The sequence below is a fragment of the Brevibacterium sp. 'Marine' genome, from assembly GCF_012844365.1.
Taxonomy (GTDB): Bacteria; Actinomycetota; Actinomycetes; order Actinomycetales; family Brevibacteriaceae; genus Brevibacterium.
Window position 1 is genome coordinate 2,303,780 of record NZ_CP051626.1, and the last position, 15,409, is coordinate 2,319,188.

Consider the following 15,409-nt stretch of genomic DNA (forward strand, 5'->3'; position numbering starts at 1 on the left):
GGGAGGACGGGCGACGGTGACGGCGGGCCGCCTCGGCGAGGGCTTGCCACCGCGTCGTAAGCTGAGGACAGAAGTCGCACTCATCGATCTCATTGGAGGCAGCGTCATGTCCGAGTCCGCCGATCACACTCCCAGCTACGTGACCGAAGGCGCGGCGTTCAACCGCGATACGAACTACATCGACGATCGCATCCTCAACGATCCGAACGCTCAATGGCCCGTCGAACCGGGCCGATATCGCCTCGTCGCCGCCCGCGCCTGCCCGTGGGCGAACCGGACGATCATCGTCCGTCGCCTCCTCGGGCTCGAGGACGTCATCTCCCTCGGCATGCCCGGCCCCACCCACGATGCCAGGTCGTGGACGTTCGACCTCGACCCGGGCGGGGTGGATCCGGTGCTCGGCATCGAACGGCTGCAGCAGGCATTCTTCGCCCGCTTTCCGGACTATCCGCGCGGAATCACCGTGCCTGCCGTTGTCGACGTGCCCACCGGCGTCGTCGTGACCAACGACTTCCCGCAGATCACGGAGGACTTCTCCACTCAGTGGACCGACTACCACCGTGCGGGTGCCCCGAATCTCTGGCCCGAAGAATCCCGGGAGGAGATGGAGAAGGTGATGCGTCATATCTATACGGAGATCAACAACGGCGTCTACCGCTGCGGATTCGCCGGTTCCCAGGACGCCTACGATGCCGCTTTCGATCGCCTATTCAACGCGCTCGATATCGTCGAGGATCGGCTCGGCCGGTCACGGTTCCTCATGGGAGAGACCATCACCGAGGCGGATGTGCGACTGTTCACCACGCTCGTGCGCTTCGATCCCGTCTACTTCGGTCACTTCAAGTGCAACCGTCAGCCGCTCACGGCGTTCGAGAACCTCTGGGGCTACGCCCGCGACCTGTACCAGACGCCGGGCTTCGGGGACACGGTCGACTTCGAGCAGATCAAACAGCACTACTACATCGTCCACCAGGATGTGAATCCGACGCAGATCGTGCCCAAGGGCCCTGACCTCTCGGGGTGGCTCAGCGATCACGGTCGTGACCGGAAGTTCGGCGGGTCGCCTTTCGGCGACGGGACGGCTCCCGGACCCGTCAAGCCCGGCGAAGAGGTCATCCCCGCACATACCGCGGCGGCTTGGGTGAGCTGAGCCGAGGACTCGGCCTCAGGACTGTCCGGGCTCGATATGATCGTCTTCGGTCGTGTCGAGCCCGGCGGCCGTCTTCCGCCGCTGTCTGCGGATCTTGAACACGATCCACACGATGACGAAGACGACGACGGCGACGATGACGAGGTTCTGGAAGTAGCCGGCGTAGGTCTCTACGACCGACCAGTTCTCACCGAGGGTGAAGCCTGCGACGATGAGAATCGTGTTCCAGATCGCGCTGCCGGCCGTGGTCAGCAGCAGGAACGTGCCCAGCCGCATGTCCCGCATGCCTGCGGGGATGGAGATGAGCGACCGGAAGATCGGGATCATCCGCCCGAAGAACACAGCCTTGTCCCCGTGCCTGTCGAACCAATCGACGGTCTTGTGCACGTCATCGACGTCGACCAACGGCATCTTCACCGCGATTCGGGCGATGCGTTCGATGCCGATCCACTTGCCCAGAGCCCACAGCAGAACTGCGCCGAGAACCGAGCCGATCGTGGCGAAGACGATCGCGGCCACGATGTTCATCTGCCCTTGGCTGGAGGTGAATCCGGCCAGCGGAAGGACGAGCTCGCTGGGGATCGGCGGGAAGATGTTGTCGAGGAAGACCATGAAGCCGACACCTGCCGGTCCCAGGGTCTCCATGATCGTCACGGTCCAGGCCGAGAACCCGCTGAGGTTGTCCGCGGCGCTGCCGCCGGCTGAGACCAGTTCCGCAGAAGCCGCACCGGAAGGCAGACTGCCTGAGAGTCCGCCTGTGACCGCGGTCGCGAAAGCGGCGGCGAGGGAGTGCGAATCAGGGATCGGCATGGTCAAAAGTCTAGATACGGGCGCGGCCCGCCCCTCACAGTACGCTCACAGCGGCTAGTGTGGAAACGAACACCTCAGACCGGAATACGAACGCACCTTGCGGATACGCATCGAAGGAGCACACACGTGGCACCTGCCAAAGTACTGGCCTCGCGCAACACCGTCGCTGAGGTCGGCCACAATGCCGTCAACCGACCCGGACCTGCCCACCTCATGCGCGCGGTCCAGCGTTTCGGACAGCGTCTGGGCAATCAGTTCGGTGCCGCGATCACCTACTTCCTCGTTCTCGCGGTCATGCCCATCGCCATGGTCAGCCTCGCGAGCATCGGCTTCGTCCTCGACGTCGCCCGCCCCGAGCTCCTGCCCGAGGTCACGCAGCAGATCGAGACGTTCACCGCAGGCAACGAATCCCTGACCGAACAGCTCGAGAGCTATCTGCTGCAGTGGCAGGCAGTCGGAATCATCGGTATTCTCACCGGTCTCTACACGGGGCAGGGATTCATCGGCAACCTCGGTGCCGCAGTGCGAGCCCAGCTGCACGACGACTTCGACGATGCCGTGCCGGAGAAGTCCTTCGTCAGCAAGGTCATCAATAACGTGATCACTCTCATCGGCCTCATCATCGGACTCCTCCTGGCTGTGGCACTCACCGTCGTCGGCACCGGTCTGCGGTCGATGATCGTCGATCTGCTCGGACTCTCCGGCATCGCCGAGAGCCTGCTGTTCATCGTTCCGGTCATCCTCACCTTCGGCGCCGCCTGGATGATCTTCTGGTTCCTATTCACGATGCTGCCGGAGAGGCCGGTCGACAAACAGGCGAAGAACCGCGGCTCGCTCATCGGCGCGACCGCGTTCCTCATCCTCATCAACTTCTCCACGGTGCTCGTCAATCTCTTCTCCGGAAACAAGGCCGCCGGTGTGTTCGGATCGATCATCGCGATCATGCTCACCCTCAACGTCTTCGCCCGCATCGTCCTGTTCATCGCCGCGTGGATCGGCACGGCGAAACCACCTCGGCCGCGCGAAGAGGAGCAGGAATACCGGTTCGTCGAACCGAAGGTGCAGGCGCAGAGCCTCGGCGCGCTCATCACCGGTGCCGGAATCGTGGCACTGACCCTGCTGGGCTTCAAACGGTTCGAGGAACGCCGGTCCGATCGCGAATAGGCGAGACGGTAGACTGTGGGCGCATCCGTTATAACTGACCGAGGGGACACGACCTTTGACTGACGCTACGACTGCTCGCCTGGACGACTGGGCGAAGAAGCAGACCGCCGCCGAAGAACTCATTCCGCTAGTCGGACGCCTGTACCGTGAGAACGACGTGCTGCTGACCCTGTTCGGGCGGTCGCTGCTGAATAAGTCGGTGACCGGCATGATCAAGGCCCACCGCTATGCTCGCCACTTCCTCGGCGAAGAGCTCGACATCCAGATCACCCACCGCATCGTCAAGGCGCTGTCCGGGCTCAACCTGGCACCGGCCCGCATCGATCTGGGCCGCCTCATCGAGAAGCTCGATGATCCGACCGCCGATGTCGACGCCTTCCTCGCCTCCGAGCTCGCCGATGTCGTCGAATCACAGTCCGGCAAGGGCGAGGTCCGCGATATCGTCCTCTACGGCTTCGGTCGCATCGGCCGTCTTCTCGCCCGCATCCTCATCGATCGTGCCGGCGGCACCGGTATGCGTCTGCGCGCCATCGTCGTGCGCCGCAATGGGGAGAACGACATCGTCAAGCGCGCCTCCCTGCTGCGCCGCGACTCGGTCCACGGAGCCTTCGACGGCAGCATCGTCATCGACGAAGAGAACAGCACCATCCAGGCCAACGGCACCCTCATCCAGGTCATCTACTCCAATGACCCCTCCGAGGTCGACTACACCGCCTACGGAATCAACGATGCCATCATCGTCGACAACACCGGAAAGTGGCGCGACGACGAGGGCCTGTCCAAGCACCTCGCCTGCCCCGGTGCGTCGAAGGTCCTGCTCACGGCTCCCGGCAAGGGCGATGTCAAGAACATCGTCTTCGGAGTCAACGACGATGCGATCCTCGACTCGGACACCATCGTCTCGGCGGCTTCGTGCACGACGAACGCGATCACTCCGGTGCTCAAGGCCATCAACGACAAGTTCGGTGTCCGCAACGGCCACGTCGAGACGGTCCATTCGTTCACCAACGATCAGAACCTCATCGACAACTTCCACAAGGGCTCCCGCCGCGGCCGTGCGGCCGGGCTGAACATGGTGCTGACCGAGACCGGCGCCGCCAAGGCCGTGGCCAAGGCTCTGCCGGAACTGGCGGGGAAGCTCTCGGGCAACGCGATCCGCGTACCCACCCCGAATGTGTCCATGGCGATCCTCAACCTCAACTTGGACACCGCCACCACGGTCGACGAGCTCAACACGTTCCTGCGTGAGGTGTCGATGCATTCGCCGCTGCGCAACCAGGTCGACTACGTCACTTCTCCCGAGCTCGTGTCCACCGACCTCGTCGGCTCCAAGCGCGCCGGTGTCGTCGATGGTCTGGCCACGATCGTCGATGAGGACCGCGTCGTCGTCTACGTCTGGTACGACAACGAATTCGGCTACTCCTGCCAGGTCGTGCGCTGCGTGGCCAAGATGGCCGACGTCGACGTCCCGGCCTTTCCCTGATATCGATATCGCCGAGGCGGCCCACCGCAACGCTCGGATGAGCGTTCGATGACCGGCTGAGACAGGCGCCCGGAGTCTCACGACTCCGGGCGCCTTCGTCTATCACGTCCGTCGCCGTCCCCGCCGGGCCTTGCGCCAGTGGTTCAGCACATCCTCGGCGCCATCCCGCACCCTGGGCCGCATGCCCTCCGCTTCGTGCCGCAACCCCGTGGGAACGACAGAACCTCCCGCAGGAACGGGAGGTTCTGCCGGTTTCGGGATGTTTAATCAGCAGCGGGAGGAATCAGTCACTCCGCGGCATCGGACTCCATGGCTTCATGCAGCCAGATCGGCGTGAAACTGGCGAATCGGTCAGCCAGTTCGTCGTCGCTGTCGAGGATGACGGCGAGTCGATCGTCGGCGTTGGCCAGCTCATTCGCCCAGATGGGCCCCAGGCAGGCCAGCAGCAGGCAGGCGATGACGACGGCGCCGGCCAGAATCGGAGTCTCGGCCCACAGCAGGATGCCGAACAGGATCCCGACGACAGCGAAGCCGAGGGCCACGGCGAGTCCGGCGTTGCGCGTCCGCGGCGCCTTGGCCCGCGCCGGACGGGTGGCCGCGATCGAATCGAGCACGTCCCGGTTGATCCGCGTCCAGGCGATGATCGCGCCCAGCGCACAGACGATGCCGATCATGATGAGGCTGAATGCCGAGAACAGCAGCACCGCATCGATGTGATCGCCTTGAGCCTGGACGGCGGCCCCGAGACCGGCGACGAGCATCGCCAGGGCGAGCACCAGCATGCTCAGCAGACGGGCACGGCGCACAGCGATGAGTTCGGCGATCACCCTGGCCAGGAACGCCCGCTGCGCCGTGGGGTCGTCGGCCAGGCTCACCGCACGTACCCGAGCTTCTTGTCCACGGTGTGCGGGAACCGCTCTCCGGCCAGATACTGTTCGAACAGGCGATGGAACTGCTCGGCCAGCCGCATTCTCCAGCCGTCGGTATCACCGCTCATATGCGGGGTGATGATGACATCGTCCATCGCCCACAGGGGATGGTCGGCGGGCAGCGGCTCTTCGTCGAAGACGTCGAGCCCGGCCCCGGCGATCTGCCCGTCGCGCAGCGCAGTGACGAGCGCGTCGGTGTCGACGGTGTCTCCGCGTCCGACGTTGATGAACACGGCGGAGTCATCCATGGCGGCGAATGCCTCGGCGCCGATGAGCCTCTCGGTCTTCTCCGTCAGCGGTGCGATGTCGATGACCCAGTCGAATCCGGCCACATGCTGAGGCAGGGCGGCGGAGTCGATGACCTCACCGAAGTCGGCGTCGCCGCTGCGGGCGCGCGACCCGGCTCCGGTGACCTCGATGTCGACGGCCTTCAGCAGGCGGGCGATGCCCCGGCCGATCGCACCGGTGCCGACGACGAGCGCCTTGGTGCCGGCGATATCGCGGGTCGACCGGCGGTTCCACTTCCCCTCCGCCTGGTCGTTGAGCGAGCCGATCGAGCTCTTCGCGTGCATGAGGATGTAGCTGAGGACGAATTCGGCGATCGGTCGATCGAAGATCCCCCGAGCGTTCGTCACCGTCACCGGCGAGTCGACGAGCTCATCGAAGAGGAGCGAATCGACGCCCGCCGCGGCGGCATGGACCCAGTCGAGCCGGTCGGCATGTGCATAGGCATCCTTGAGTGCGGTGGAGAAGAAATCCCACATCAGCAGCACATCGGTGCCGGGCAGGGCCTGGGACAGGGTCGACGCCTCGGCGATGCGCAGTTCGATCCCGTCCCGCTCCCCCAGATCAGTGATCAGTTCGGGGATCTCGGTCCCGGGTGAGTTGAGTATGGTCAGTACCGTCATTCCTCGGCTCCTTGGACAGTGGGCTTTCTGCCACACTAACCGATGAAGCCTCGACCGGGGTGGAAACCGACGCGGACACGGCCCCCGCATTCTCTGCTGCGACGTCGAGGTTCTCCCGCTTCGCCGGTTCGTTCTTCAGCGTCTGCGCCAGCGGAGTGTTGGGCAGGAAGCAGAGGAAGACGAATCCGAGGACGGCCAGCGGAGCCACCCACAGGAACAGGGGCACGAGGGCATCGTTGTAGGAGGTGATGATGAGCGAATGCATCGGCTCCGGCAGCTTCGACACGATCTCCGGGGTCAGCCCGGTCGAGGAGACCTGGGGCATGTGACCCTGCGGGGAGGCCTTGGCGATCTCCGTGATTCCGGACTTGATGTTGTCCATCAGCCGCTGGGTGAACACGGATCCGATGAAGGCCATGCCGAGGGTGGCGCCGACCTGGCGGAAGTAGTTGTTCGAGGCGGTCGCGGTGCCGACCATGGACACCGGGAAGGCATTCTGGACGACGAGGACGAGAGTCTGCATGCTCAAGCCCAGTCCGAGTCCGAGCAGCGCCAGGCAGCCGATGGTCTCCCAGGCCGAGCTCTCGGCCTTGAGCTGGGAGAGCAGGACGAGGGAGGCGGCCATGATGAGGATGCCGGTCAGCGGGTACTTCTTGTACTTGCCGGTGCGGGAGACGATGAATCCGACGAGCGTCGAGGACACGAGCATGGTGCCCATCATCGGCACCATCATCAGTCCCGCGACGGTGGCATCGATGCCGTGGACCATCTGCAGGTAGGTGGGCATGTAGGAGAGCACACCGAACATGCCGATGCCGACGAAGAGACCGGCGATCGTGCACAGCAGGAAGTCGCGGTTGGTGAACAGGTGCATCGGGATGACCGGCTCGCTGACCTTGAGTTCGACGAAGACGAAGGCGACTGCGGCGATGATTCCGGTGACGATGAGCCCGTTGATCTGCCATGATCCCCATTCGTAGTCATGTCCGCCCCAAGCGGAGGTGAGCACGATGCAGGAGGTCACGATGGAGACGAGCGCCATGCCGATGACATCGATCTTCGGACGCCGGCCCGCGCCCTTGTCATGCTTGGGCACCTTGAGGAACACGGCGGCGGCGATGAGGGCGATGATGCCCAGCGGGAAGTTGATGGCGAACGCCCAGCGCCAGCCGGGTCCTTCGGTCAGCCAGCCGCCGATGAGCGGTCCGGCCACGGACGACACGGCGAAGGCCGAGCCCATGATGCCCATGTACTTGCCGCGTTCGCGGGCGGGGACGACGGAGGCGATGATCGACTGTGAGAGGATCATCATTCCGCCGCCGCCGATGCCCTGGAGCACGCGGCCGAGGATCAGCGTCGACATCTCGTTCGCGATGAGGGCGAAGACCGATCCCAGCAGGAAGCAGCAGATGGCGAACATGAACAGCGGTTTGCGTCCGAACAGGTCACCGACCTTGCCGTAGACGGGCATCATGATCGTCGAGGCGAGCATGAACGCGGTGGAGACCCACAGCATCTGGTCGACGCCGTCGAGTTCGCCGACGATGGTCGGCAACGCGGTCGCCAGCACCGTCTGGTTGAGGGAGAACATGAACATCGCGATCATCAGGCCCACGAAGAGCAGAATGATCGCCGAGGTGGCCATCGGCTCGGTCTGTGCGTCGGGTCCCGTGGGTGCGGAGTTCTTCGAGGTGGTTGCCGTCATCGTCTTCTCATCGGTTTCGTGGTTGCTTCTCATCACAGCTTTCGTCATTGCAGTCGGTCCAATACCTTGCGGAACAGGCTCAGGGAGTCTTCGAAGATCGCTTGGGTTCCGCCTTTGCCCTCGACCGCTTCGGGATCGGCTTTGATCGTCTGTCCCGCATGGTTGAGCGGGACGCGGCAGAGCTGGGTGAGCATCCGCGCGCTGCGCCAGGCGGACTCCTCGGAGGAGAACTCCTGGCCGAGGTGGCGCAGTCGCTCAAGCACGTGACCGGTGACGATCTCTTCGAGCTCTTCTGCCCGGTCGAAGCTCTTGCTCACGAGTTCCGGGTAGAGAGCGAAGAGGCGGCGGCGCCGAGCCGGAAGTTTGGGATCGACGGAGCCGACGAGCAGCGCTTCGCGGACGAAGCGCGCCGTGTCCTCGGCCAGCGTGTCGAGCCCGGCGGGGCTGTGGACGTAGTCGAAGGCAAGGCCCTCATCGACGCTGACCTCGGATCCGAGGCCGACGATCGCGTCCTCTTTCGTCTCGAAGTAGTTGAAGAAGGTGCGTGTGGACACACCGGCGTCGGCGGCGATCGTCGCCACGGTGGCGCAGGCCAGGCCGTCTTCGAGGACGCGGGTGATCGCCGCCTCGTGGAGGGCGCTGCGGGTCAGCCGCGCCTTTTTCGAGCGCAGGGATTCTTCAACGGGCATAGGTACAGTTTGCACCATATGCAAACTTTCACCAACTGCAAATCTGCAATTGTGCACTATTTCACTGTGTGCAGTGTTCTACATCAGCGTCTTCAGCCGTGCCCGGTGCTGTTCGAGGGTCTGCAGCTGGCCGAGCAGTGCGGCCTGGCCTGCTCCGTCGGCGGTGTCCTGACGCTGCAGGCGGGAGTGGAGTTCCTTGGCGATGCGTTCGAGGTCGTAGTCGAAGAGGCGGGCGACGATGCCGCGGGCGAACCGGTCGATCCCGTCCCCTTCGATCACCGGCAACGGGGTCACGAGCAGCTGAGCCACATAGGGTTTGAGGTCCTCGGCAGCGGCGTCGAGGACGCGCTCGGCCCATTTCGACTGGGCGGGGCCGGCGGCCCCCAGTCCCCCGGCTTGTCTGATCGCGTCCTGGATCCGCCGATACCCGGGGTGTTCGAAGGCCTTCGCGGACAGCGAGTCGAAGAGCTTGGCATTGACCACCTCCGGATGTTGGAGGGCGACCATGAGGGCGCCCTTCTCCGTCTTCAGCCGTGCAGGGCTGATCGGAGCCGAGAGGTTCGAGACGTCGGGGCGCTCCTCGTAGACGTATTCCAGGCTGCGTTCGTCGGAGACCTCCGGCGCCGAGGCGGGACCGGGATCGCGTGCGTCCTCGACCGGGGCGTGCCCCGGTCCGGTCCCGGCACCGGACCCTGATCCAGAACCGGGTACGGCTGACGTCGAGGGTGCGGGTGCGCTCGGTGCCGGCGGTGGGCCGTCGCGGTAGGACGACTGGCGGGCGGGCGCCTCGGCGGGCCGTCTGTTCTGCTTCGGTTGGCGGGCTGCGGTGCGGACCGCGGCCTCCACCTCATCGATGTCGACGCCGATGCGGCCGGCGACGAACCGGTAGTAATGCGAAAGGCTGTTACGGTCGCGGATGTCGGTGAGCACCTCGGCGGCGGCGCGGACCGCGGAGATCCGACCCTCGACGGTGTCGAGGTCGAAGCGGGAGATCGCGGTGGTGATGACGAACTCGAAGAGCGGCTTGCACCCGTCGATGAGTTCGCGCAGGGCCGCGTCACCTTTCCGCATGCGCAGGTCACAGGGGTCGAGGCCGTCGGGTTCGACGGCGACGAAGGTCTGGGCGCTGAACAGGCTCTCGAATTCGAAGGCCTTGAGCGCAGCCTTCTGACCGGCGGCGTCTCCGTCGAAGGTGAAGATCACCTGTCCGGTCGGGTCGTCGCCGAGGAGGCGTCGGATGATCTTCACGTGTTCGGCGCCGAAGGCCGTGCCGCAGGTGGCCACGGCCTGGTCGACTCCGGCGAGGTGGGCGGCCATGACGTCGGTGTAGCCCTCGACGACGACGACGCGCTTGGTCTTCGCGATCGACTTCTTCGCCAGATCGAGCCCGTAGAGGACCTGGTTCTTGTGGTAGAGCGCGGTCTCCGGGGTATTGAGGTACTTCGGTCCCTTGTCGTCGTCATAGAGTCGGCGGGCGCCGAAGCCGATGGTCCGGGCCGTCATGTCCTTGATCGGCCAGATCACCCGACCGCGGAACCGGTCGTAGATTCCGCGTCCGCCCTCGCTGGCCAGGCCGCCGGCGAGGATCTCCTCATCGGTGAAGCCGGCCCGGCGCAGGTGGGTCGTCAGGGCATCCCAGGATTTCGGGGCGAACCCGATGCCGAACTCTCGGCTCGACTCCGCGGGGAAGCCGCGGCCGGACAGGAATTCGCGACCGATCTGCCCGGCTTCGGACTCCAGGGCCTGGGCGAAGAAGTGCCCCGCGACTTCGTGCATCTCCAGCAGTCGCTGCCTGCGGCTGGCCTGTTCCCGGTCGGGTCCCTTCCCGTCCTCGTAGCGCAGATGCATTCCGGCCTTGCCGGCCAGGGTCTCGACGGCTTCGACGAAGCTGAGCTGTTCGACCTTCTGCAGGAAGGTGAATACGTCTCCGGACTCACCGCAGCCGAAGCAGTGGTACATCCCGACCTGAGGGCGCACCGTGAACGAGGGAGTCTTCTCGTCGTGGAACGGGCACAGGCCCTTGAGCGATCCGATGCCTGCGGTCTTGAGGGTGACGAATTCCCCGATCACCTCGTCGATGCGGGTGCGGCTGCGCAGTTCGTCGATGTCCTCGCGCTTGATGAGTCCGGCCATGGTCTAGAGCCGATCCTCCGCTCCGGCGTTGAGGTGGTGGTACAGAGCCCAGGCGGAATGGTCGGTCAGGGAGGCGATCTGGTCGACGATGACGCGCCGGCGTGCGGAGTCGTCGGCGGCCTCGGCGTGGTCGGCGCGGAACATCGGATCGAGTTTGTCCGGTGACTGCGAATACCATTCGGCGAGTTCGTTGATGACCGCCGCCTGGATGTCATGGAGTCGCAGTCGATCCTCGGCGACCATCACCGTCAGCGTGGCCATGCCCTTGAGCACGGCGATCTCGACGGTGGTCGTCTCGGGCACGACGAGTGAGGCGGAGTATCGGGCGAGTGGTTCCCACCCGAATTCCTCACGGGTCGCGGATTCCGCGGCACCGACGAACCGGCCGATGAGCTGACTGGTCATGTGCTTGAGACCGGCCTGAGCCCGACGGGATCCGTCGAAGGCCTCCTTGGGCCAGTAGGCGGCGGCCTGCAGTCGGCCGAGCGCCTTGTCCATCTCCGCATCGGTGGTCTCCGGCAGATACCACTGACGGGTGATATCGAAGAGTTCGGTCCGGCGGTCATCGGCGGCGAAGTCGGCGAGGTCGAGGTGGCCCGCGACGATGGCATCCTCGACGTCGTGGACGGAGTACGAGATGTCGTCGGCTAAGTCCATGACCTGGGCTTCGATGCATCTCTGGCCGTTGTCGATGCCGTCGCGGTAGAAGTCGAAGACAGCTCGGTCGTCATCGTAGACACCGAATTTGCGCACCCCGGAGTCGCGGCGACCGGCCGTGGCTTCGGCTCGCGGCCACGGGTACTTCGTCAGTGCGTCGAGGCTGGCGCGGGACAGGTTGAGACCGGCCGGACGGCCGTCGTCGGCGATGACCTTCGGTTCGATGCGGGTGACCAGGCGCAGGGTCTGGGCGTTGCCCTCGAAGCCGCCGATGTCGGCGCACAGGGCGTCGAGGATCGTCTCTCCGTGGTGGCCGAAGGGCGGGTGCCCGAGGTCGTGGGACAGGCAGGCGGTGTCGACGATATCGGGATCGCAGCCGAGGTAGCGGGCGAGTTCGCGTCCGACCTGGGCCACCTCGAGCGAGTGGGTGAGGCGGGTGCGGACGAAATCGTCTGTGCCCGGGGACACGACCTGGGTCTTCGCACCGAGGCGGCGCAGGCCCGAGGAATGGAGGACGCGGGCACGGTCACGCTGGAAGGCCGAGCGTCGTGGATTCTTCGCCGGTTCGCTCACCCACCGCTCCTCGTCCCAGGGCGAGTAGACCGCCACGGTACCCGTCCGCACCGAGGCGTGCGGGTGAGTGTCGAAGGGCATTCTCATCCTCCTGAGATGTCGAGTTCGGCCTCCGACAGCAGCGACTTCCCGCTGGGATCGAAGATGCGGGAGTCCAGCCAGCCTTCGGGCAGGTGCGGCTTCTTCGGCCGGGTGGTGCGGCCGCGGGACCCTTCGGCGGCTGCTCCCGGATAGGGGGCGTCCTTGTCGAGCTGATCGAGCAGTCCGGCAAGTTCCTCGAGGGAGGAGACCATGGCCAGCTGACTGCGCAGCTCTCCTCCGACGGGGTAGCCCTTGAAGTACCAGGCGATGTGTTTGCGCAAGTCACGGACGCCGAGGAATTCGTCTTCGAAATGATCGACGAGGTACTCGCCGTGTTTGTACACCGCGCGAGCCACCTCGGCGAGACCGGGACGATGGCGTTCGTCGCTGCCGTTCAGCGCGTTCGCGAGGTCACCGAACAGCCACGGCCGTCCCTGACAGCCGCGACCGATGACGACGCCGTCGCAGCCGGTCTTGGCCATCATGTCCAGGGCATCCTCGGCGGCGAAGATATCCCCGTTGCCGAGCACCGGAACGGTATCGCCGAGGTGGTCCTTGAGCCGGGCGATCGCATCCCAGTCCGCGGTCCCCGAGTAGAGGTCCGCGGCGGTGCGGCCGTGCAGGGCGACGGCGGCGACGCCGGCGTTGCGAGCGGTTTCGGCGGCGTCGAGGAAGGTCGTGTGCTCGGCGTCGATGCCCTTGCGCATCTTCACGGTCACGGGCACGTCCCGGCGGGCCGCCTCGGTGACGGCCGTTGTCACGATCGAGGTGAACAGGTCCTGCTTCCACGGCAGCGCGGAGCCGCCGCCCTTGCGGGTGACCTTGGGGACGGGGCATCCGAAGTTGAGGTCGATGTGATCGGCGCGGTCCTCTTCGACGAGCATCCGCACGGCCTGGCCCATGGTCACCGGGTCGACTCCGTAGAGCTGGACGGAGCGCGGAGTCTCATACGGTTCGTGGTGGATGATGCGCATCGTCTTCGGATTGCGCTCGACCAGCGCCCGGGTGGTGACCATTTCGGTCACGTACAGCCCGGCCCCGTATTCGCGGCACAGGCGGCGGAAGGCGGTGTTCGTGATTCCGGCCATGGGCGCGAGCACGACGGGCGAGGACAGCTCGATCGGCCCGATGCGCAGGGCGGTTTCGGGCTTCGGGGATGCGGTTTCTGGGGCAGGGCTGATGACACTCACGCAACCATTATCCCAGTCAAGTCAAAATCGCACATTCGTCTGTCTCTCCCGCCTGGTTCGCCGCCTCGGCTCGCCCCTTTCGTCTCGACTCAATCAACGGCTGCCGTGCGCAGAAATTCCCGCACGTCCCATTCGGTGTCGACGGAGAGTTCGGCGGCGAGCCGGTCGTCGTGGGTGACGATCACCATGGCACCGCCGAATCCGTCGAGGGCGGTCACGAGTGCTTCGAGCGATGACAGATCGAGATTGTTGCCCGGTTCGTCGAGGATGAGCAGCTGCGGGGCCGGATCCTGCAGCAGTCCTGAGGCCAGGGCGACGCGGAAGCGCTCCCCACCGGACAGGGTCGAACAGATCTGGTCGGTGCGTCCGGCGCGCAGTCCCATGGCCGCGAGCACTTCGTGGACGCGGTGCGGGTCGAGCCGCGGGTTGCCTGCGCGCACCGCCTCCATCACCGTCAGCTCCCCCGGCAGTCGGTACTGCTGGTCGAGGTGGGCCGTGGCTGCTGCGACGGTGATGGCGAGGTCGCCGAAGAGTTCGGCGATCGGCGGGCCGGTTTCGGCCCCCGCGTGTCCACCACCCGTGTCGCCCGTGTCCTCGCCGTGCGGGTCCCGTTCGTTCGCGGCCGCGAGGATCGCGGCCAGCAGGGTCGACTTCCCTGCCCCGTTGGGTCCGGTCAGTCGGATCCGTTCCGGGCCGACGATCGTCTGGTTTCGCTCGGACCTCGCCGAGGCGGCCGTGGAGATCTCGAGGACCCGTTTGGTCGCGTGGATCTGGGTGTCCGGCAGGTCGAGGCGGACGCTCGAGGTCCGGCGCAGCGCATCCTTGGCGGCGGTGAGGTCGTCCCGGGCGGCCGCTTCGTCGGCGGCTTTGTCGCCGCGTCGCTTCGCCGCGGACTTCTCGGCGAAATGTGCCATGGCGTTGGCTGCGATCCGGGGCCGCCGTCTGTTGAGTTTGTCCTTCGCCCCTTTCTGTTCGCTGCGGGCGAGCTTCGTCTCCAGTTCGATCCGCTGTCGCTTCTCGATCCGATGGGACTTCTTCGCATCGGTGACCTTCTGCTGCTTCGCTTCCTCTTCCGCGGCGACCATGGCTTCGAAGTCGTCGAAGTTCCCTCCGTAGACGCGCAGTCGGTCGGTCATCTCGATGATCGAGGTCATCTGTTCGAGCAGAGTTCGGTCGTGGGAGATGACCAGGGTGGGCCCACGCCGGTCGGTGAGCAGCGTCGTCAGCAGCGTCCGTCCGTCCTCATCGAGATTGTTGCTGGGCTCATCGAGGATCAGCCAGGCGTCGCCGACCAGCGCCGCTCGGGCCAGCCCGATGCGTGTCGCCTGTCCGCCGGAGAAGCTGCGCAGACTCCGGTCGAGGTCGCTGACGCTCAGGTGCAGACCGAGTTCGGACAGCGCGGCCAGGGCCCGCTCTTCGATGTCCCAATCGTCGCCGATGAGGTCGAAGTCGGCCCCGGTCGCCTCTCCGGCCAGGGCGCGGCCCAGCGCCAGTCGGACGGGGGCGATGCCCAGTGCGGCGTCGACCTTCTGCGTCGAATGCGGCAGCAGCTGGTCGATGTAGACGGCGCCGTCGGCACCGGTGACGGTTCCAGCCGAGGCGCGCAGCCGACCGGCGAGGATGCGGGCGAAGGTGGTTTTGCCGATCCCGTTGTCGCCGACGAGTCCGACGAGGTCGGCAGGGATGGCGGCGGTGAGTCCGGAGAAGATCTCGGTATCGTCGCCGAGGCGGTAGTCCAGTTCGGAGACAGTGATGGCTGTGGGCATGAGGGTCCTCATTTCGTGTACGCAGAAGCGCTGCGGGCCCGTGGCACCCGCAAGTCACGGCATGAGGATTCACTTCACAGCAGAGACGTCTTTCGTCGGAAATAGAACATGTCCATGATCGCCGAGGCGGCTCGTCCGGTCAAGACCACCCCTTCTTACTACCTGACGGCG

Annotated in this window: 12 protein-coding genes; 3 read left to right on the forward strand and 9 right to left on the reverse strand. The window is 65.5% G+C overall.

What is annotated here, in order from left to right; genetic code table 11:
* Positions 1 to 106 precede the first annotated feature (106 nt).
* Complete coding sequence (locus tag HF684_RS10460; protein WP_169252412.1) at positions 107 to 1,150, forward strand: glutathione S-transferase C-terminal domain-containing protein; 1,044 nt, start codon at positions 107 to 109, stop codon at positions 1,148 to 1,150.
* A gap of 15 nt (positions 1,151 to 1,165) precedes the next feature.
* On the opposite strand, the gene HF684_RS10465 is transcribed toward HF684_RS10460, so the two are convergent.
* Positions 1,166 to 1,960, reverse strand: coding sequence for a DedA family protein (locus HF684_RS10465; protein ID WP_348981371.1), 795 nt, complete (start codon positions 1,958 to 1,960; stop codon positions 1,166 to 1,168).
* Between the two features lie 126 nt (positions 1,961 to 2,086).
* Here HF684_RS10465 and HF684_RS10470 point away from each other — a divergent pair, with 126 nt between their 5' ends.
* The gene (locus HF684_RS10470) at positions 2,087 to 3,124 is read left to right on the forward strand and encodes a YhjD/YihY/BrkB family envelope integrity protein (protein WP_169252413.1); all 1,038 of its coding nucleotides are present in this window, start codon (positions 2,087 to 2,089) and stop codon (positions 3,122 to 3,124) included.
* Positions 3,125 to 3,179: 55 nt separating this feature from the next.
* Entirely contained in the window at positions 3,180 to 4,607 is a 1,428-nt protein-coding gene (locus tag HF684_RS10475; RefSeq protein WP_169252414.1) for a glyceraldehyde-3-phosphate dehydrogenase, read from the forward strand.
* A 287-nt stretch (positions 4,608 to 4,894) separates the two neighbouring features.
* Here the strand turns inward: HF684_RS10475 and HF684_RS10480 are convergent, their stop codons facing one another.
* From HF684_RS10480 to HF684_RS10515, 8 genes are all read right to left on the reverse strand, one after another.
* Positions 4,895 to 5,482, reverse strand: coding sequence for a hypothetical protein (locus HF684_RS10480; protein ID WP_248278877.1), 588 nt, complete (start codon positions 5,480 to 5,482; stop codon positions 4,895 to 4,897).
* Entirely contained in the window at positions 5,479 to 6,444 is a 966-nt protein-coding gene (locus HF684_RS10485) for a D-2-hydroxyacid dehydrogenase (RefSeq protein ID WP_169252415.1), read from the reverse strand. Before HF684_RS10485 ends, HF684_RS10480 begins: the two co-directional genes overlap by 4 nt.
* Positions 6,386 to 8,182 carry an MDR family MFS transporter gene (locus HF684_RS10490; protein ID WP_169252416.1) on the reverse strand — a complete coding sequence of 599 codons (1,797 nt, stop codon included), beginning with the start codon at positions 8,180 to 8,182 and terminating at the stop codon, positions 6,386 to 6,388. Before HF684_RS10490 ends, HF684_RS10485 begins: the two co-directional genes overlap by 59 nt.
* An 11-nt stretch (positions 8,183 to 8,193) precedes the next feature.
* Complete coding sequence (locus HF684_RS10495; protein ID WP_248278878.1) at positions 8,194 to 8,838, reverse strand: TetR/AcrR family transcriptional regulator; 645 nt, start codon at positions 8,836 to 8,838, stop codon at positions 8,194 to 8,196.
* 78 nt (positions 8,839 to 8,916) lie between these two features.
* Positions 8,917 to 10,971 (reverse strand): DNA primase, encoded by a 2,055-nt coding sequence (dnaG, locus tag HF684_RS10500; protein ID WP_169252418.1) that lies wholly within the window; start codon positions 10,969 to 10,971, stop codon positions 8,917 to 8,919.
* A 3-nt stretch (positions 10,972 to 10,974) separates the two neighbouring features.
* Complete coding sequence (locus tag HF684_RS10505; protein WP_169252419.1) at positions 10,975 to 12,282, reverse strand: deoxyguanosinetriphosphate triphosphohydrolase; 1,308 nt, start codon at positions 12,280 to 12,282, stop codon at positions 10,975 to 10,977.
* A gap of 2 nt (positions 12,283 to 12,284) precedes the next feature.
* Positions 12,285 to 13,472, reverse strand: coding sequence for a tRNA dihydrouridine synthase DusB (gene dusB, locus HF684_RS10510; protein WP_169252420.1), 1,188 nt, complete (start codon positions 13,470 to 13,472; stop codon positions 12,285 to 12,287).
* A gap of 89 nt (positions 13,473 to 13,561) precedes the next feature.
* Entirely contained in the window at positions 13,562 to 15,238 is a 1,677-nt protein-coding gene (locus HF684_RS10515) for an ATP-binding cassette domain-containing protein (protein ID WP_169252421.1), read from the reverse strand.
* Between the last annotated feature and the right edge of the window lie 171 nt (positions 15,239 to 15,409).